Origin of the sequence: Lactobacillus sp. ESL0679 (assembly GCF_029433515.1) — a bacterium.
GTDB lineage: Bacteria > Bacillota > Bacilli > Lactobacillales > Lactobacillaceae > Lactobacillus.
In genome coordinates this window covers 50,662-71,274 of record NZ_JAQTIG010000002.1, presented here as the reverse complement: position 1 = coordinate 71,274, position 20,613 = coordinate 50,662, and the positions used below count along the sequence as shown (strand labels likewise).

Sequence of the window (20,613 nt, the reverse complement as noted above, 5' to 3'; positions counted from 1 at the left end):
ATTATTCTCCCAAATGATTAATTTTAGCAAAATGCTGGTAAATCTTCTCAAAGACAGCGATAAATTCATCAGCTTCTTCTATTGTGTTACTCTCATCGAAGCTTAGCCGAATTGCGCTGGTCGCAATCTTGTCGTCAACGTGCATTGACACCAAGGTGCTGGCTTCATCAGTCTTAGTTGAAGCACAGGCAGAAGTTGTTGACGTATAAATATCATATTCTTCTAGCGTGTGCACCAAGGTTTCTCCCCGAATCCCTTCAAGTGCAAAGCACAAAATATGTGGTGTAAAGCCGGCACTGACCGGTGAGAAAATTTTGATTCCCGGCTTATCTTGCAAATAATTAACAATTCTTTGCTTAATTGCAGCTTCGCGGTCAGCTTTAGCGGCCTCATCAGTCAGCAATAAGCGCACAGCCTTCGCCATTGCCGCAATTGCCGGTAAGTTTTCCGTACCAGACCGCAAACCTTTTTCTTGGCCACCACCATCATGCAGTGGCGACAGCATTTTGCCTTCTTTTTTATATAAAATACCAATACCACGTGGCGCATGGAACTTGTGTGCTGATAAGCTCGACAAGTCAACACGCGGAGTAAATACTCGCGGCCAAATATTTTTCCCAAGAGCCTGAACATTATCAACGTGGAATTGAATTGTTGGGTAGTTGGTTAGTAAATCACTGATGGCCTCAATCGGTTGGATTGTCCCAATTTCATTGTTGACACCCATAATTGAAACCATGGTTGTGTCCGTATCAATGGCATTGCGCAAATCATTAACGTTCACGCGACCCTCTTTATCAACCGGAAGCCGCGTAACCCGATAGCCCAAGTTCTCTAAGGCATTAAACGCGTTGGCAACAGAAGCATGTTCCACACTTGAAGTAATGATGTGCTTACCAAATTCACGTTTCTGAATTGCTGTTCCCTTAATTGCCAGATTATTGGATTCAGTTCCACCAGAAGTAAAGAAAATTTCATCCTGTTTAGTACCTAACAAACTGGCAATTTGCTTGCGCGAACTCGTCAATAATTGAAACGCGCGATCGCCCATTTTATGTAAACTAGACGGATTCCCCCAAATGTTTTGTGCAACTTGATCATAAGTAGCTAACACTGCCGGATCGATCTTAGTTGTCGCACTATTGTCAAAATAAATCACAGACTTTACTCCCCCTCAAAAAGGCCCACTGAGCCACTTCTTCAACTTATAAATTGTAACTTAAATATAGTTTTGCTTCAATTAATAATCATTTTAAAGTAAAAAACAATTCTAGGATCTTCCTAAAATTGTTTTTAAACTTTATTCATTCTTTTTATCAGAATAGTACAAATTCTCTAACCGCTGATATGATCCAGGTTCAGCCTTCTCAATTGCCGTCGCAATTGTGTCTAAAGCTTCCTTATAGTTGTACTCCTGACTATAAAGCTGCATCGTCTTCTTTTGCGCTCGTTTAATTGCATCATTGTCAGAATACTTGTTGGCATACTGCATGGTCAATTCAACTAAATCTGCTGAATTAATGATGTCATCGGCTTCACGTTTCAAACGCTCAACGTCGTCAGAAATTTGAATTAACTCGTTAGAAATCTTTTCCATGTTAATTCTAACTTCACCTAATTCCTTAGCAACATGACCAATCTCGTTGATTACCAAGGTATACATTTGAACAAAGGTATCAGGATTTCCCGGCAACTTTTTGCGTTCTAACCGCCGATACACAAGAGATACCTCTTGCTTAAAACGGTTGATTGAGTCATTAGCCACATTTTCGGAATCATATAGACCATCGACATCTTGTGCCATTTGCTTTTGCTGTTCACCAATCTCGCGCAAACGCTCCAGCATCCCCAGCCACGAATCCTTAATCGCTGAAAACACACCTTTACCATCAGCCACATTTTGCGTGTCAACCGTATATTTCCGGTTCATGTCGTTGACTTCCTGCTCCAGTTGCCGACTCTTAGCCAATTCACCATGTGTCAGTTCGTAGCTTTCATCGATGTGGCGCAATTTAGCAACCAAGTTCTTAGATTCTACCTGTTCACGTGCTAATAACCGTTGAATTTTATCTTGGTTTTCTTCAACAAATGGCCGTGCCTTGTATTCTTTAGTCAGAACATCATAGAGGGCAGCAATTTCCTGTTTAATCTCCTTAATATAGTTAGACAATTCTGTCAGTTTTAATTCTGTCAAAAATTGTCCTGCTTCAGTAATCTGTCCGCGAATCTCTTTAATCTTACCTAAGACATCAATTTCAGTAATGTAGTACTTATTGGCAATCATCTTTTTATAAGATTCCGACAACTCCTGCAGCTGATCTTGAAAGACAGAATCTAGCTCATGGCGACCTTGCTTAATTTGCGGTAGTTCTTGCTGCATTGTTGCCAAAGATGCCTTGATCTTGGACAAAATCCGTTTGGCCTCAACTTGATCGCCCTGCGCTGACAAGTTCTTAGCCTCAGCGAAGTCATTCTCCAAATTTGACAAGTCATTTTCAATCTGATCGATTGCCGTACCATAATCAAACGAATCAGCTAAAACATTCTTGCGCAATTCATGATAAACCTTGATCAAGGCATCATACTGCACCTGATTTTCTCGGTTAGATTCAAGTAGTTCTGTAAAAACGTCCTTAGTATTCTTGGCATCATCAAAAGTCTGCTTCATGATCTGCTGAGCCTGCTTAATATTTTGGTGCGACTTAAACAAGCGATAGTGAACATTCTCGTCAGCTGCCTGCTCCAGCAATTTTTGTACCTGCGGAATTTTCTTGCTCGTTGCTTCCTCATAGCTCTTGCGCCAAGTTGTTAAGGTTGTCAGGCTCTCGCCGGCAAGATCCATCTTATTTAACCGGTCAATATCCTGCTTTAAATGCATTTTTTCAATTTTAGTAATTAAATCGTCTAACTCTAAAATTGCACGCAATTGCCGGCGATTAATGTAGAGCATAAAGGCAACAGCAATTAAGATAAGCATAACTACAATTACTACGATTATAGATTGGGTTGGTGACATAATTTCTCCTCCAAAACTACCCTTTATTATAGCAAATTTCTTACTTGCTGTGGGGCCTGGTTTTAAAGATAGCTGCAATTTAATTATTAAAATATCCCTTTTTAAGTACAAAAGAAGTTAAAATTACCTTTTTCCTTGCTTTAGCGGCTTAACACCGATATAATTAATTTCGTGTAAAATATTTGCAGCTATAAGTGACAAGAACGTCAACATCTTAATACGTTTTAGTGAACGAGTAACCGACGCTGCAACAGGCGAAAATGAAAATTAAGATGCACGAATGTTGAACTTATGTGTAATATTTTACTCCAGAAACTGTTATCAGATTTTATTGGAGGATTTTATGTCAAGATATACAGGTCCAAGTTGGAAACGCTCAAGAAGATTAGGTATCTCACTTTCAGGTACTGGCAAGGAAATTAGTCGTCGTAACTATGCTCCTGGTCAACATGGTCCTAACTCACGTGGTCGTTTATCAGAATACGGCGAGCAATTGCACGAAAAGCAAAAGCTTCGTTGGATGTACGGTTTAAACGAACGTCAATTTAGAACTTTGTTTACTCAAGCTGGTAAGATTCGTGAAGGTGAACACGGTACTAACTTCATGATCTTGTTAGAGCGTCGTTTGGACAGTGTTGTTTACCGTTTAGGTTTAGCTACTACTAGACAACAAGCTAGACAATTAGTTAACCACGGTCACATTACTGTTGATGGCAAGCGCGTTGACATCCCTTCATACGAAGTTAAAGTTGGTCAAACAATTGGCTTGAAGGAAAAGTCAAAGAACTTACAACAAGTTAAAGATGCTCTTGAAGCAGTCGTAACTCGTCCATCATTTGTTTCATTTGATGACAACAAATTGGAAGGTACTCTTGTACGTCTTCCAGAACGTGATGAAATGGAACCAGAAATTAACGAAGCCCTAGTTGTTGAATACTACAACAAGTTACTTTAATTTCTACATTGGCATGCCCCTTTCCACTTTGGAGAGGGGTTTTTGCTACCCAAGAAAGGAAATTTTCAGCCATGACAGAAGATTTAAATACTCGCGTTGAAAATGCCGCTAAAGGAATTACCCCACAAACTAAACCCGACGAGCGCCGCCGTTTCTTAGGATCGTTGCGTGAGCGCGTATTAGTTAGAATGGACAATACTGAAGTTGAAAAGCCAGAATTGACCGCAACTTTTTTAGACCATTTTGGCGATTATCATGATTACTCAATCTTAATTAATGGCAACTTAACCGGTGAATTTTTGGATCAAATCGAAGCTAAATGCGGGCAGTACAATATTCCCTTCACCTTAGTTAATAACGATACTGCTCGAACTGGTGCTCAAGACACTGCTGTTCTTGTTGTCGCCAAGACCGCCATCAATAAGATGCGCGTCGAGATTGGACAAGTTTATCCACAAGAAATGCCGAAGATGGAATTAGACCAAACGACAAAGAAGTCTGGCTTCTGGCATCGGCTCTTTCATGGAGGCAATTAATGAAGCCGTTAGCTTACCGCATGCGTCCGCAAAATCTTGATCAAGTTGTCGGCCAGCAGCACCTAATTGGTCCCGGGAAAATTATTCGCCGAATGGTTGAAGCCAAGCTGCTCTCCTCGATGATCCTTTATGGGCCACCGGGAATTGGTAAAACCAGCATTGCCAGCGCGATTGCCGGCTCAACCAAGTATGCCTTTCGGAAGTTAAATGCCGCAACAGATAGTAAAAAGCAGCTGGAACAAGTAGCCGCTGAGGGCAAAATGAGCGGCACCGTGATTTTGCTATTAGACGAAATTCACCGTTTGGACAAAACTAAACAGGATTATCTTCTGCCGCTGCTTGAATCTGGGCAAATTATTCTGATTGGGGCAACAACTGAAAATCCTTATATCTCGATTTCCCCCGCCATTCGCTCTCGCTGCCAAATTTTCGAGCTGAAACCATTAGCTGAAAATGATGTTGCCAAAGCGATTAACCGAGCCTTAACCGATAAGGAAAATGGTCTGGGGGACTACCAAGTAAAACTGACAAATGATGCCGAAAAGTTGCTAATTCAAAAAGGTAATGGCGATTTGCGAGCAACCTTAAACGGCTTGGAGCTGGCTGTTAGGTCAACCAAGCAAGAGCTAATTGCGGCCGAAAAAGAAGACACCAACTTCACCATTACTCAGCAAGAAATGGCTGATTCCATTCAAATGCGCAGCCAGAACTTTGACGCCAATGGCGATGGCCATTATGACCTTGTCTCAGCCTTTCAGAAGTCAATTCGTGGTTCTGACACCGACGCAGCTCTGCACTACTTAGCACGATTAATTGAATCAGGCGATTTGGTCTCAATCTGTCGCCGCCTAAGTGTCATTGCCTATGAGGACATTGGCTTAGCCAATCCCGCCGCGGCGCAACATGCAATCATTGCTATTCAAGCCGCTCAAAGTCTGGGCTTCCCCGAAGCGCGAATTCCCTTAGCTAGCGCCGTAATTGAACTGGCACTCTCACCTAAGAGCAACAGTGCAATGTCGGCAATTGACGCGGCCCTTAACGATGTTCGCAAAAATGACATTGGCGCAATCCCAGCCGATCTAAAAGACGCCCACTATTCTGGTGCCAAGAAGTTAGGTCACGGCACAGGTTATACTTATCCTCATGCCTACCCTAATGACTGGATTGCACAACAATATTTACCTGATAAATTGGTTGGCAAGCAATACTTTGCTCCTAAAGGTAATTCTAAAATTGAAAAAGCCTTCAAGAAACAGTACCAAGTTTTGCACCAAATGCAGGAAGATGGTCTTAAACGAAAATAACTAATTAAAAATCCGCTATAACTTAAAAGTTTTAGCGGATTTTTGTGTCCTTTAGCTTGCTCCCCTGAAAAGTCAATATATTTTTTTCATCAGCAACACAAAAAATGCCCCAAATTGTCATTTTAACAATTTGGGGCATTTTCTTATCTAAAGTTTACTTCTTATTGAAGTTAGCTTTCTTAACTAATTTTCCTTTGGCTGTAATGTAATATTTTTTACCGTGAACTGAAATTGCACTGCCGTAAGTCTTAATTGACTTAGACTTCTTAAGCACCTTTTTACCTTTACGATTACCATATTGGCCGTAAATGTAAGCATTGTGCTTCAACTTTAATTTCTTGGCATCAATATTAGCAGCCTTGACATACAAGCCGTCTTCAAGTCCGTAGTAAATTTCGCCATCAATTGACTTAGTGCCAGTTGTTGTAATTACTGAACCAGCATTAAATATCAATCCAGTAGTGCGGATACCCTGTTCATTATAAAGATATGCGTTATGCATAATCTTCTTTTCAACTGGAGCATCAGGCTTGTCACTAATTGGAGCAACTGTCGCTTGCGGCTTAACTGTCTTAGTGGCAGCTGTCGAATCACTAGCAAAGTTAGTTACTCTCACGTATTTGTTTTCACCAGTAATGTAGTACTTGCGACCTTCAATAGTAACAGCACTTCCGAATGTAGCAATTGTCGTGCCCTTCTTCAATGCATGACGAGACTTAATTCTTTGACCATACTTGTTGTAGACATAGGCATTATGCGTCAAAGTCTTGTGCACACTAGTTATATTCGTGCTTACCAAGTAGTACTTCTGATTATTAGCACCCTTGTCAATCAAGACGAAGTACTCTGTACCATTAATCTTTTGCTTGCCATAAGCCGTGACTACTGAGCCAGCCTTCAAGTCAATCTTGTTGGCACGGTTACCATTTTCATCATAAAGGTAAGCATTGTGCATCAAAGTTACCTTATTAGCAGCTGGCAAAGTATTAGTTATTGGTGTACTAGATGAATTAGTACCAATAATACCAATAATCGTTGCTTGATCCGTGTAATCCTGCTTAATCTGATTGATAGTCGTATCACGATCATGATTAATAGTAATAATGTCTTGATCCGTCTTAATCTTAGCTCGACCCTTTTCGGCATCTTGCTTAACACGATCTTTTAGTTCTTGCTTTTCAGCTTTACTCCAATTCTTATTAGCATCAATTGCTGCATTTGCTGTTGCAACCGCTACTGCAATTGCTTGATTAGCATTATCTTTAGCAACAGTAATACTATTATTAATAATTGCAGTTAAATGATCCCCAGCAAGCAACTTATTAATTTGAGCAATTGCCTCCTGTTTAGCTAGATTAACCTTATTAGACGTATCAGTCTGATCATCATCAATCTTAGTATCACCGGTAGTCTCAGCTTGCGTAATTTCTTGAATAACTTCATTTTTCAATGCATTCTTTTCGGCTTCAGTATAAGGTTTCCCATCTGGCTTGGTTGTCAAATGATCAATTTTATCCTTAGCCTGATCAGCTGCTGCTTGAACTTCAAGTTTAGCAATTTCTTTTTCACCCGCTAATTCATACTTTTGAGCTGCTTCATGATCACCATTCTGCAAAGCCTGCTTAATTTTATCAGTAGTTTCATCGCGAATTTGTTGAACCCTAGCTTGATCAGCACCATTAGCAATAGCCTGATCACACTTTTGATCAAGTTGTACTACTTGATCATGATTAATAATATCAGTAACTTTGGCTTGATTACTATTTAACTCATTAATCATATCAATAGCAGTATCACGAGCACTCGAAATAGCTCCCGACTCATTTGCCTGATCAATGGTGCCAGTAGCAGAAATATTGGTATCACGCAGTAAATCTGAAATTGCATTCAACAAAGCTTGCTTCTTATCTTTAGCCGTTTGTGAATGATCATTAGGCCACATTTGGGCAATCTTTTGAGCTGCTGTATCATAGGCACTCTCAACAGCACCCTTAGCAATGGTTTTCTCACCATTTAGTTCTGTTTGCTTAAGATCAGCTAGTGAATCTGCTTGTAAATTAGTAAGAGCAGTTTGATAAGCAGCATCAAGCTTAGTAGTATCAGCACCTTTACCCAATTTATTCTTAGCAGAATTGTAGGCTGACTGCAACTTATTCTTGGCAGCAGTTAGTGTCCGATCAAGTTGTACTTGCTTATTATGGTCAAGAATATTATTAACTGTTTCTAAATTAGCACTATCTTGATTAATTTGCTTAATGCCATCATTCTTGGACTGTCCTAATTCGGCCACTGTCTCACTCGCATCAATAGCGGCTGTTGCTGCAGTTTGATCTTGTTTAACTTTATCCTTTAAGGCTTGCTTTTCATGTTCAGTATAATTACTGCCATCTTCATGCTTTAAGTGATCGATCTTATCATTAGCTGTATCAGCTGCTGCTTGAACTTCTAACTTAGCTAATTCTTTTTCACCATTAACTTCAGCTTGATTGATTCCTGCCTCGTCTTGTGCCTGATCAATCATGTTGTTAGCTGCAGTTTGAACTCTATCAGCAGCTGCCTTAGCTACTCCATTAGCAATCGCTGCATCGTGAGCTGCTTGCAGCCGGTCTTTAGCGGCTTGTTTAATATTACTTAAATTGCCAGCATTAGTAGTAACTTGTGTGAATTGTGATTTAGCTGAATTATAAGCATTCTTTAGCTCATCTTGTTTAGCATCTACGGTTGCCCCCGTTGTATCAGTACTTTCAACTTGATTAACTAAGGCCACTGCTGCTTGTAAAGCTGCCTGTGCACTTTGCTTAGCAGCTGCCTTATCAGCCATGCTCAAACCAGTATCCTGATCAATCGCACTTTCAACTGCGTTCTCCGCTGCGGCTAATTGGGCTTGAGCTGTTTGCTTTTCAGAATCAACTATACCAGCTAAACCTGTATTTTCTGCATTAGTATATTTGTCATCTGTTACTTGATTGATTGCATTCAAAGCTGCTTGCTCTGCTTGGTCAATTGCCTTAGCTTCATCACTACCTTTAGCAACGCCCATGTCTTGACGAGCCTTATCAGCAGCAGTAATTACAGCGTTTTGTGCAGCTTGCTTATTCTTTTGTTCTTGTTGAACAGCTTCATTAGCACTAATAATTGGATCCAGAACACTACCATTATTATTCGTACATGCGTCTTTAATCTTATTAATAGCATCAAGAGCATTTTGCTTAGCAGTGTTGACATCAGGTACTGAATTAGCATTATCAATAGTACCCTTATCATCATTAGCCTTGGCAACTTCCGCTTGAATGGCATCCTTAATTGCTTGCTTTTCAGCATCAGTGTAAGGTGTGCCATCTTGATGATTAGTCAGCTTATCAACTGCATCATTGGCAGCACTAGCTGCAGCAGTAACTTCTTGCTTAGCCTTGGCTTTAGCATCAGCTAAAACAGCAGGATCACTATTCAAAGCTTCTTTGTCAGCTTCGGAATTACCAGTACCATTAGCACTAATGACATTTAAGGCATTGTTTAATGCACCACTGACAATTGAATTGTCTTTGCTCTTAGAAGCTTGCAGAGCAGTCATACGGCTTGGATTAGCTTGGGCGGCTTCAATCGCTTCATCAGCAGCTTGCACATTACTATCAATTAAGTTATTCAAAGCTGCTTGTTCATGATCAGTATAAGCTGAACCATCTTCATGCTTTGAATTCTTAATCTCATTCTTAGCCGCTTGAGCAGCATCTTTTACAGCACCTTGAGCAATTGCTTGTTCGGCTTTTCGTGCAGCTTCCTTAATAGCAGCAGAATTATTACCAATTACTATCTTATGGTTAAGGTACGCATTATCTAAGTTAGTCGTATCAGCACCATCAGGTAAGTTAGCCTTAGCTGCTTCATAAGCAGCAGCTATATCTGCTTGCGCTTGTGCTTTTGCACGGTCAACTTGAACTTGTTCATTGTTATTCAAGATCTGATTAATCACATCTGGATCAGTATAATCTTTACCTATTTGATCAATAGCGTTGTTACGTGCAGTTGTAACCGTATCTGGAATAATAGTACCAGTAGAAATTGTACCCTGAGTATCATCGTTAGCCTTAGTGACTTCGCTATTAACCGCAGCTTTCAATGCAGTCTTCTCATCTGAGGTATAATCTGAACCATCTTCGTGCTTTAAATGATCAATCTGATCATTAGCATAAGTAGCTGCTTCGACAACAGCAGCCTTATTAATATTCTTAATTGCCTGTTCAACCGTATTAGGATCATTAAGTCCAGCTAATGACAACCCATTAAGCTGCTCAACTTCATGTTCATGCACTTGATCTAATTCACTGCCTGGCTTGTAAGCCACTCCTAACTTGGCTTTAGCTGCTTCATAAGCAGCATCCAACTTAGCTTTGACCGCTGTCTTAGCATCAGCTAGATGACCAGCAGCTTCATCCTTAGCACCATTGACAATCGTATTAAGATCATTCATGACATTACCTGCAGCTGCTGCAATCTTGTCTTGGTTACCCACCGTATCATTAATACTTGGGGTTACTCCGAGAATATTATTAATAGCTGTTTGGGCATTAGTATTAATTTGATCTTGATATGGTTGCTTTTGAGCAGCATTTAAACTTGAATTTTCAGCAATAGACGTATTAGCAGCTGCTTGAGCTGCTTCGACGTCTTTAATAGCCTGCAACTTATTAAAAGCAGTTAGTCCAGCATCATAAGTTTCTGTTGCATCTTTAATTGTATTATCATGACCTGTTTGTGTCTTATCAAGTTTAGCCAAGCTATCATTGACAGTATTAATTAAGTCTCGATATTTATCTTGCTCTGTAGCAGTTAATCCCTGCTTAATCCCTTGCCATTTACCATTCAAATCGTTATAAGCATTAGTGGCCTCATTATTAAACCACGGATAAGAAGTGTCACTATTTTCGTTAAGAACTCGATCAACCAACTTTTGGTAACCAGCAACAATTTGCTTGGCTGCTGCCTGATAAGCATCTGCTGGAAGAACTTGGCCATTTTGATCTTTATTAGCAGCAATTAGTTGCTTTTGAGCATTATCATAAAGACTTGCCAACTTTTCTTTAGCAGCAGCTTTTTGTTCAGTAGTTAATTGTGAACGATTAATAATTGCTTCAGCATCTGCTTTTGCTTGATCTAATGACTTAGTCGTATCATGCTGAGAACTATTAATTTTAGCTTGATCAACTAGCTTATTAATTGCCGCAACTGCATTTTCCTTAATTCCTTCAGGTGCATTAGCTCCTGTAGTATCTGAAGTAGCATTAATTGCTGTTGTAGCTGCATTCACAATCGCTGCGACAGCGGCTTGATCAACACCATTTACTTGGTCAGCTTGTTGAGCTGCTTGTTGAACCGCTGCAATTTCTTGACGCTTCTTAGCCCCTTGCTTGGCACTATTAATAATTTGATCAATTGCAGTTTCACCAGCAGTTTCGGCTTGATCAACTTTATTTTTACCTGTTTCGTAATCAGCCATATTAGCCGGAGTTGGCAAGCTCACTTGACCAATATTTTCAGCGGCGGCATTTTGCGCTTGTTCAATTTGCTGTTGATAAGATGCTAGTTCTTCAGGCGTTAAACCTTCTGGATTATCGGGACTTTGCGCCAAACTTTCAAGAGCTGCCAACTGCTTCTTAGCATGTTGATTAAGAGCACTAGTCTCTTGATTTTGTTTATTTAGCAACTTATATGGCAATAAAGCATTATCAATTACAGTTTCACCATCTTGTTCAGCAGAATCAAGCTTATTCTTAGAAGTATCCAAACCAAAGATTGTATTCTCACCTTGATGTTGTGCTTCATGAATGGCATTTTGCGCTGCAGCAATTTGTGTAGGTGTTAAGGTCGCATAATCTGGATTAGTAGTTGTCACTGTATCCTGAGCAGCCTGACCATGACCCTTCAATTTTTGTACGGCCTGTTCTTTAGCATCCCAATTACTCATTAAGTTGTTTAACTGGTTAATACCATCTATAGCTGACTGATTCATATTTGCAATTGCATCATCGTCATCTTCACGGTGATGATTAATACTTTCATTAACAGCATTACTAATCGCAGCTAACTGATTATAAACATGCTGCTTTTGTTCCTCTGTCATATTCGAGTGTTCAGCAAGATAGGCATCAACTTTATCCTTGGCGGCATTAACAGCAGTATTGATCTGTTCTAGATTTGATTGTTGCGCTTCATCTTTATCAATATTATCACCTACCGTTGCCAAGGCAGTTTCACCAGCAGTTTCTGCTTGGTTAATTTCAGACTGACTCGTTGCCTTATCAATTTTACCTTCTGCAGTATTTAACGCATTAGTAATCTGTGTAGTTAAATCATCAGCTTGTGTCTGACTCAATTTCTGCGGTTTGGCAGCCAAGTCATCCTTAATTCTATTCTTAAGCTTGTCAGCTTCTGCGGCTAAACTATCTTTAGCTACTTGCTGAGCAGTAGTAAAATCAGTATTTGATGCATTATCAACGATGCTGTTGATTGCTTGTTCCGTACTTGCGACAATACCATCAATCGTGTTCTTATCTTGGGCAGCATTAATTTGATATTCACTACCACTAGCTTTATCTTTAGCAATCGCATTATTAATCTTGCCAATTGCGTCTTGCTTCTGCTTGTTGGTTAAGTTAGGCATACCGTTAATTTGCTTGATTGCATTTTGGGCATCTTGACTTAATTGTTTATTAGCAGCATTCTTGGCAGCTTGCAATTTGGCATTATTTAATACTTGTTGAATATTATCAAGACCATTATCACGATCACGATTAATAGACGGAACATCAGCGTCACCCTTAACATTATCTTGTGTGGTGTCAAGGATATTCTTAATCTGTTGTTCATAAGTGGCTAATTGACTACCAGTTAAATGATCCTTTAAGCCTTCAAGCTCATCAAGTATTCCTTTATTAGTGCCATCGCCATTTAACTTATGTTCTAAAGCAGTATAAGCAGCATCTTTAGCTTTAGCAATTTCATCTTTATGGGTTGAATCAGCTGTTGCCTTAATCCCATCAATCTTATCTTGATACTTTTTGACAGTATTCTTTACGTCAGTAGGTGTTTTATCAGTGGTAGTAATTTCAGCAATTGCATTATTTACCAAATCAGCAATTGCTGCTGCACCATCAGTACTATCAGGATTAGGCAACTCACCCTTAATTTGGTCACCATAATCCTTAATCGTATGCTTACCTTTAACTTGAGCTGAAACCAAATATGCTGGAGTTTCAGCAGTTTGAACCGTCGTGACAGCCGTATTAGTTGCCATATCAATTTCTTGTTTATTATTAGAAGCTGCAACTGCCTGTTTACCTTGAGTCCGTGCAGTTTCAATTGCTGCATTAGCCGCATCAAAGGCTGGCTTAGCTTCTACTTGTTCATCAGGAGTTAAATCATTAAATTCAGTTGCTAAATCTTGTTTAGCAGTATCACAAGTGGCATCAATCTTCTGATCAGCCTTTTGTTTTAAGTCAGCGAGATATTTACTGTTGGCTTTATTTTCTGCTGCTGTAATATTGTCCATTCCTGTTTGCTTAGCAGCATGTACCTTAGCAATTGTATCGGTAGTCGCCTTGTCAATCTCATTCTTAGCAGCATCACGTGCTTGATTAATTGCATCATGAGCAGCAGCTTTTTGTTCTGCAGTTAAATCAGATTGATCAATCCGATCGTTAGCCTCTTGAGCAGCATTATCTAGAGTTGTTTTATCATTTTGCTTAACAATATCAAGACCTTGTGCATTATCCAAAATTGACTGCATGGCATTGTAGCCAGCATCGGTATCCTTAGCAACTTGAGTTGGATTTGCTGGATTAGGATTGTTCACTTTATTAAGGGCAGAGTCATACGCTTGTTGAACACTTTGCTTTAGAGCAGCTTTACTTGCATCATCTAAGCTAGTTAACGCATCAATTGCGTTATTAACCGTTGTTTGCTGATTATCTAATTTTTGTTTGCCTGCATTTTGAGCATTTTGTAAATCAGCTGCTGATTGGACAGATAAAATATTACTTTTACCTTCATTATATGCTGTATTAATATCATTAGCGCTATTAACACCATCAACGGCACTTGCAGCTGCTGCCAATGCAGCATCAACTTGCGCTAATTGGTTATTCTTTTCATCGGATCCTAGACTAGCTAAATCATTAATATGTTGCTTAACTTGATTAGCAAGTGCCTTAAGATCTTGCTTGGCTTGATCCTTAGCGTTAGCCAAAGCCGTATCATTAACACCAGTCGCTACACCCGACATAGCATCAATAGAAGTACCACAGTACTTGTTAATTTGATCGGTAGTAGTTGTCGCATCACTATTAATATCATTAACGCCAGTATCATGATAATTATTAATTTGATCAATCATCTGATCATGTTGTTGCTGTGTAATTTTATTAGCAGCAAGAGCATCATCAACTGTCTTAGTATCCTTAGCTTGTTCATCATTCAAAGAAGTAATAGCAATTGACTTAGCTGCTTCAAGTTCAGCCACCTTAGCATCAGCGTTAATAGCCGAAGCACCTGATTCTTCTGCACTAGTAATATCATCTTTATTAGTTGCAGTATTAATTGCATTTTGTGCAGCCTTATAATCCTGATTAATCTTAGCTAAAATTTTATTCTTTTTAGTAGAGCTTACTTGATCCGCGGGGAATGAATTAACTGCATTTTGTGCAGCAACATAAGCATCCTTTAAATCGCTAAGGGCATCATTACGTGCATTGTTAATTGCAGTATCCTTATCCTGCTTATCATTTTTATTTTCTGTTGTAGCATTAACTAAAACCTTATCAATATTATTAATTGCGGTGTTTTTGTTTGTTTCAACCTGATCACTGGCTGCAGTATTAATTGCAGTTATTCCTGCTGCTGCAGCAGTATTAACCGCATTAACTAAATCTTGACGATGTTCAGGCGTTAAATCAGCATATTTGCCAGTAGTCTGTGCTAAATCAGCAATAGCTTTACTTTGCTTGTCCTTAACAGCCTGAATAGCTTGTGCACGATTATCTGCATCTGTTTGTTGACTAAGTATGTTATTAAGTGCCGCAATTCCATCTTGATATGCAGATGCTACAGTACTTTCATCTGTTGCAGCGTCTACTTTTTCTTGCGCACCGGTGCCATCACCCTTACTAATCACATCTTTAGCTTGTTGCTTAGCCTTGCTTAATTCCGGATCCTTCAAAGTTGAAAGATTATCTAACGCTGCTTCAACAGCATTTTCCTTATCAACTAATTGTTGTTTAGCAACTCGCTTAGCTGCGGCTAAAATTTTGGCCTTAGCTGCTGTAGCTGCCTGAGTAATACCCGTAGCGTTATCCATAATATCAGTCGAGTTACCAGTGCTATTAGCTGCGGCTTGATCAAGCGTACCAGAATTAGGATTATTAGCTGCGGCTAACGCCTGATCAATGTCAGCATTAGGACCTGTGATCCCTAAATCATGCTTTACTTGGTTAGCATAGTTAGCAACTTCTGCCTTAGCTGCAGCACTATTAAACTTATTAAGTGCTGCATTTTGTCTGTTAATAATGTAAGCAGGATTTGTTGTATTAAAAATTGAATCCTTACTGCTCTTGTCCGTTGCTGCATGATATGCTGCATTCAGATCATCTAAATATGGTTTCTGATCAGTAGCATTCAAGCCAGAATTTTTAATTTTTTGCTTAGCAGCATCATAAGCTTTATCAATTGCATCTTCTGCTTGACTATATTTAACAGTATTATTAATTGCAGTTACTCCCTGATTAGCTGCAGTTTCAATTGGTGTTTTGCCATTAGTATCATTAGCAGCAGCAAAGACATCTTTAGCAGCTTTAGCCAATGCTTCATTGATAGCCGGTGTTTGCTTTGGTGCATCGTGCTTAGCTTGATCAGCAGCAGCTTTTAACTTATTAAGAGCCGCAATCCGCTTAGTAACATCGTCAATTAAAGCCTGAGCTGTCTGGTTTTGTTTAGCAGTATCCTGTCCTGTAGTAGCACTATCAATCGCGCCACCATTAGCAGCAATTGCAGTAGCATCACTAAGTTCCTGCTTAAGCTGCTTAATTCCATCTAAAATATCAAGGTTAGTACCTATTCCTGTACCATTCAAATAACCCTGTAAATCATTAATTTCATCAGCCAAGTTAGGATAAGTGGTAGTGCCTTCGGTACCGCCGGTAAGTTGCTGGTGCAAGTGTTGCTTTAAATTAGACTTATAGCCTGTAATTACCTGATCAACAGCTGTCATCCCATTCTTAACATCCGTAACTTGATCTCGGTTAGTTTCATTAGCGTTAGTGCCTTTAGCATCTTGTAAATTATTAAGAGTTGTTTCATTATTGATAACTGTTTGATAATTATTTTGTGCTTGGCTAATTGCCGTGGCAAAATCCGGATAAGCTGCAGTTTGTGCTTGCGCATAATCATTTAACTCGGAGGTAGCCTGTGCCTTAGCTGCTGCTAAATCAATTGCAGTCTTATTATTATTAATCAACTGACTACCTTGGAAATCGGCAGTAGTACCTGTTGATGGTGTACTTGCTAATTGTTGCGCAATATTATCAGGATTTCGTAACTTATCAATTGCAGCAACGTATGCTTGATCCGGCAAATTCAACTTACTTAAATCTGCATCACTTGGACCATATGAAGTTAGTGAATTTTTAACTTCAGTTTGATATTCGTTAAGTACCTGATTCTTAAGGTTTGTTTCAACACTATCCTTGTTAGAACCATCGGCTTTAACCGAAGCAATTTCATCATTGATTTGTTCAACTAACTTTTCACTTGGAAAACCAGTAGTCAAACCGAGCTTTGCTAAGTCGTCCTTGCCAGCTTGCAGATATTGTTGAATAGCACTATAAGCTTGTGCTTGGTTAGTCGCAGCATTAATGCTATTCTTAGCAGTATCTCTAGCTTGGTTGATCATGGCAAAATCAGTTGCACCATAGACAGATTTTGCTGCATCGTAATTAGGATTAGCCGTACCATCTGCCAGTGTCGGTTTAGCAGTAGCCGCGTTAGCCGCAGCATTAATAGCTGTCTCGTAGTCTATATACTTTTGCTGATGTGCTGGTGATTTATCCGGATCGGCAGTTGCTGCAGCTTGGACTTGACTTACTGCTGCGTTAGCTGCTTGCATAACAGTATTGGCTGCCTGATCCTGCTTTTCTTCTGTAGTTAGAATTCCATTATTTAAGCCCACCGTTTGGTGTGTACCAGCAGGATCATTAGGATCATAACTAATAAAGTTAGCTTCAGGAACTATTTGCAGTTGATCGCCCTTATGATAAGCATCTGCTGGTAAAGTAAAACTAAAAGTACCATACTTTGGACTCTTAGCATCCATGTTAGCCATAACTACATAAGTATGCGGCAAATCATTGGTTACGCCATTCTCACCGTCATCAGTATACTGGTAAGGATCGGCTACTTGATTCTTGTCATCTTGATAATAATTACCACCATTGACACTTACGGCAACGTAAGCATTAGTTCCTGTTGGCATTACATCATTAAATAAGTTATCTGGTTCATCTACCGCATAATTACTAAAGTTAACAATCTTACCACTAACCGTCATCGAACCATCATCATTTTGGTGGTATGAGGCTTTACCTAAATTGCCATCATCATCTGCGATATCCAAGAATCCCTTTTGGTTGGCCGGTAACATTGTAATGTTGTTATAACCAGGGTTAGTAGGATCTGAAAATGCCTGAGTGATAATTTGCGCAAAAACTTGGTCAAAACTAACCGCTTTCATATTTTCTAAGGCAGTTTTGACTCCTGCAACAATGCTATTAACTATATCTGGTGTTAATTGCGCTGGATTAGTTGGAACATCCTGTCCCAAGGCCTTAGCAAGAACTACGGCAACTGTTGGCTCTCCTTTTAAAGCATCAGTAAGCTTCTTAATATGGGCATCGTCAATATGGGACTTACCATTTAAGACTTCGATTCCCAACTTTTTCGTTTTATCATCTTGAACTACACTGATAGAGCCGTTTGTTTTCTTAACTCGTAAAACATGAAATGGCGGTAAAGTTATTTTAGGGAAGCCGGGAATTATTTTACTAAAATCAAACTGTTGCCGAATGTTAGTAATATCAATTTCACTATCACCGATAATACTGGTGCCAGGATTAGTATTATTAGCAGCATTTAAAATCAAACTTTCAGGGTTATCAACCGTTAATGATCCTGAATTAGAAACGTCAACTAAGATAATTGCACCAGTTCCGGCGCCATCAACAGTATTATCACCATCCAGATGAATATTGATTGAACCGTTATCTAGATAAGCTTTTTGTCCAATGTAAAGTAAAGTGCCGGAATAAGTACCCATTTGCGATCCGGCAATATTAATTACCCCACCACGTCTAATCGTTAAATTACCACCATCGTAAACTAAATAGCCTGCTGTAGGAACACCGTTATCTTTTGAAGCAGTATTAATATTACTATTAGTCTTAATATCAATTATTCCCTGTACGTTCATATTAACTTTAGGGGAGACTAACATGATTGCAGCTGTGGAACCATTATCTTTAACACTAGTGTTAACAGCTGGAGTGTTATTAATTGTTAATGTAGCACCATTTTCAATATTAACCTCCCCAACAGTATTATTACCAGAAATATTAATCGCCGCTGCTATTCCTGTTGCTGACGGAGCTGCATTATTAGCTGCTGAAACTCCCCGAGGATTTAAAGTTACTTGAGCTGCCGGCAAATCACCGTTAGCGCTTGACAGAACAATCTTAGATTCATTATCTAGCTGATGCACTGTACCTTGCGGATCTTTCCAAACTGTTGTACCACTTGATCCATTGTTCATTTCAATAACGTTATCACGTGAAGAAGTTCCCGTAAATTGTGATCCCGCTTCAAAAATTAAGCTGTCACCTTGATGTGATAATTCAAAAACTTGTTGACTATTTTCTTGTGACTTATAAGTTAAATTATCAAGTGGTGAAACATAAGTTGGTACTGAAGCTACATCAACTTTGCCTTTAATATGTACTTCCGTATAGTTACCGGCATAAATAATCTGAGCACCTTGGTAAGTAATATTTTCTAGAGTAATTTTCTTAGGGAAATTACCATTCATCCCATTGTCAACAGTATTCCATAAGCCCAAGTATGTCTGCGAATATAGTTGTAAGTTACGGTAAGTTACATCTAATGTACCATTAACCCCTTTACTATTGTTACGCGAATCATACCCTTTATAGTTAATGATATATCCGCCTTCAGGCATTTTACCATCTTTATTATTAGATTCAATGACTAGTTGCCGCTGCGCTGTAGCAATAGGATGATCATTAGTATTATTTGGATCAGCAGTTGGGGCATTAATGTTATTGATAAGCTCAATATTATGAATATTAGGATTAGCTAACGCCTTTACATAGTCATCCCAATTACCAATATAAACTGTCGAATCACTAGTCGTATCATAATTATGCAAAACCTTACCAGCTTGCTTTTCTTCACTCGTAAGTTCAGACAAACCATTATAAGCTACTACTCCATCTTGTACAGTCGGCTGCTTATCAGAATCAACTGTGACTGGTTTATTAGTAGATATGGCTTGTCCTGGCGTTGTAATATCTACTGCGCTTGCAGCAGGAACAACAGGTTTTGGCTCAGGCTGAGTAGCCACCGGTTTAGCAGTAGTAGGTGTGACTGCTACACCGTTAGTAATATCAGCAGGTTGATTATCTATTGGCTTTTGCTCAGGTTTAACGCTTGCAGCAGTTGCTGAAGTGGCGGTATTAGCAGTACTTGGCTTACTTGACTCCGTTACACTACCAGCACTAGCCGTAACAGTTGCAGCATCTGAATCACGTAAAAACTTACTTAACTTAGTATAAGTATCAAGTTTTTGTGCACTTTTAGCAGTTTTTTCTGCTGGTTGCCGTGTAGTAGTTGGGGCAGTACTTTTAGCTACCGTCACTTGCTTATCTGTCAGCAACTTATTACCTGTAGATGTATTAGGAGTTGCTTCTTTTACTTGAGGTTGTGAAGTCAATGTATCTGCTTGTACGCTTTGACTATTTAGGCCAAAGAAAGTAAAGCCAAGTAATACCGAGGCAGCACCAATACTTAATTTACGGATTGAAAAATGGTCCTGCTTAGCTTGCATTTCCATCTTTCGTAATCTTTCGTTAAAATTATTTTTTCCTAACATAAATACTCCTTGTTACATAAAAATCAACATGTACCATTGTAAATCATAGCTAGATAATTTCAAATATAATACATTATTACTTATATTATTTTATATATAAATAATAGTTACAAATGTGCAAATTAATAGTTAGCAATTAACAAAACATGATTTTTATTATAAAAAATCAACTTCTTCATTTATGCCAAAATATCATAGCTCCAACTTTTAAATTATTGTTTAAAAGCTAATAACGCCTATATACCAGCATTCTATCAATAAAAAATAATTGGCAGCTTATTTTTTTGTTAATCATTTTGCTTATAACACTACTCATTGCCAAAATATTGTAATAACTTTAAAATTATAATTAATCATAATTTTATGACTAGGTAGTAGTCTATTTCAATTAAGAAATCAGATAAAATCCAGCAATTATTCGGATTATATTTATTATTATTTTAATTATAATTAAGCATATAAATAATATGTATAATTTGCATAATTATTTATTTTAAAATTTTTACTTAGCCAAGTAAAAATTGCTGATATAACATAGTTAATGATTTTATGTAAGTAAATTTTAAAATTCTAGTTAATGTAATATATTTAAATTG

At 38.7% G+C, this 20,613-nt stretch carries 6 protein-coding genes; 3 read left to right on the top strand and 3 right to left on the bottom strand.

The window, feature by feature from the left end; genetic code table 11:
- Window position 1: 1 nt before the first annotated feature.
- Both PT287_RS03310 and ezrA read right to left on the bottom strand, forming a co-directional pair.
- The gene (locus tag PT287_RS03310; RefSeq protein WP_277132561.1) at window positions 2-1,159 is read right to left on the bottom strand and encodes a cysteine desulfurase family protein; all 1,158 of its coding nucleotides are present in this window, start codon (window positions 1,157-1,159) and stop codon (window positions 2-4) included.
- Between the two features lie 141 nt (window positions 1,160-1,300).
- Window positions 1,301-3,016 carry a septation ring formation regulator EzrA gene (gene ezrA / locus PT287_RS03305; protein ID WP_277132559.1) on the bottom strand — a complete coding sequence of 572 codons (1,716 nt, stop codon included), beginning with the start codon at window positions 3,014-3,016 and terminating at the stop codon, window positions 1,301-1,303.
- 343 nt (window positions 3,017-3,359) lie between these two features.
- On the opposite strand from ezrA, the gene rpsD reads away from it, so the two are divergent.
- The 3 genes from rpsD to PT287_RS03290 all read left to right on the top strand — a co-directional run bounded on the left by rpsD (window position 3,360) and on the right by PT287_RS03290 (window position 5,811).
- A complete protein-coding gene (gene rpsD / locus PT287_RS03300; RefSeq protein WP_277132558.1) occupies window positions 3,360-3,971 on the top strand; it encodes a 30S ribosomal protein S4 in 612 nt (203 codons plus the stop codon).
- Between the two features lie 71 nt (window positions 3,972-4,042).
- Window positions 4,043-4,507, top strand: a complete 465-nt coding sequence (locus PT287_RS03295) for a YueI family protein (RefSeq protein ID WP_277132556.1) — start codon at window positions 4,043-4,045, stop codon at window positions 4,505-4,507.
- The gene (locus tag PT287_RS03290) at window positions 4,507-5,811 is read left to right on the top strand and encodes a replication-associated recombination protein A (protein WP_277132554.1); all 1,305 of its coding nucleotides are present in this window, start codon (window positions 4,507-4,509) and stop codon (window positions 5,809-5,811) included. The genes PT287_RS03295 and PT287_RS03290 overlap by 1 nt, the downstream gene beginning before the upstream one ends.
- Window positions 5,812-5,965: 154 nt before the next feature.
- On the opposite strand, the gene PT287_RS03285 is transcribed toward PT287_RS03290, so the two are convergent.
- Window positions 5,966-20,017 carry an SLAP domain-containing protein gene (locus PT287_RS03285; RefSeq protein WP_277132552.1) on the bottom strand — a complete coding sequence of 4,684 codons (14,052 nt, stop codon included), beginning with the start codon at window positions 20,015-20,017 and terminating at the stop codon, window positions 5,966-5,968.
- Window positions 20,018-20,613 lie beyond the last annotated feature (596 nt).

Coding starts and splice junctions, on each gene's coding strand:
- rpsD (WP_277132558.1), top strand. CDS start 3,360: ATGTCAAGATATACAGGTCCAAGTTGGAAACGCTCAAGAAGATTAGGT.
- ezrA (WP_277132559.1), bottom strand. CDS start 3,016: ATGTCACCAACCCAATCTATAATCGTAGTAATTGTAGTTATGCTTATC.
- PT287_RS03290 (WP_277132554.1), top strand. CDS start 4,507: ATGAAGCCGTTAGCTTACCGCATGCGTCCGCAAAATCTTGATCAAGTT.
- PT287_RS03295 (WP_277132556.1), top strand. CDS start 4,043: ATGACAGAAGATTTAAATACTCGCGTTGAAAATGCCGCTAAAGGAATT.
- PT287_RS03285 (WP_277132552.1), bottom strand. CDS start 20,017: ATGTTAGGAAAAAATAATTTTAACGAAAGATTACGAAAGATGGAAATG.